Raw genomic sequence first — 448 nt, 5'->3', positions numbered from 1 at the left:
GGGTAAATGAAACACATCCACGCCTGCGTAGCTTGACCCATGCCTTTATAACGCCGGGATTGAGTGAAATATTCACCCTTGGCACTCATCGCTGCGCTGTATGCAATATCTGTGCTCAACAAATATTTAAAGGTTCTGGATCAACGCACGCGCCTAAGCATCTGTTTTTTATACTCACCCATCCACCGCCAATACCTTGACCTATCCCTCTGTATACAGGCAGACCGTGCTGATCAGCTAATCGCAGCGATGGGTGGCGGATAAACCTGAAGGCCGGAATGGCTACCCGCAACGCAGCAAAAATAAATGCACCATCGTTGCCGGATTTTTAATATCCGTGAGCCATGAAGGCACTGATGATTTATTTCCTACGGCAAAGCACAACAAATTCGCCCTGTTTTTGAGCACTTCAATGGCGGATTACAAAAAACCTGCTCTCAAATACTTC

General features: G+C 46.9%; 2 protein-coding genes. Both read left to right on the top strand.

Features of this window, described 5'->3' with window-relative positions; translation table 11 throughout:
* Positions 1-200, top strand: a 200-nt coding sequence (locus tag SxD43FB_RS25740; RefSeq protein ID WP_217988847.1) for a hypothetical protein, incomplete at its 5' end; no start/stop codon positions are given.
* A gap of 53 nt (positions 201-253) precedes the next feature.
* The coding region (locus SxD43FB_RS25735) for a hypothetical protein (RefSeq protein WP_217988846.1) at positions 254-448 on the top strand (195 nt) is incomplete at its 3' end.

The sequence above is a fragment of the Sphingobium sp. D43FB genome (assembly GCF_002312805.1).
Classification (GTDB): Bacteria; Pseudomonadota; Alphaproteobacteria; order Sphingomonadales; family Sphingomonadaceae; genus Sphingobium.
The sequence above is the reverse complement of the archived record's forward strand: the minus strand, read 5'-3'. Positions and strand labels throughout refer to the sequence as shown.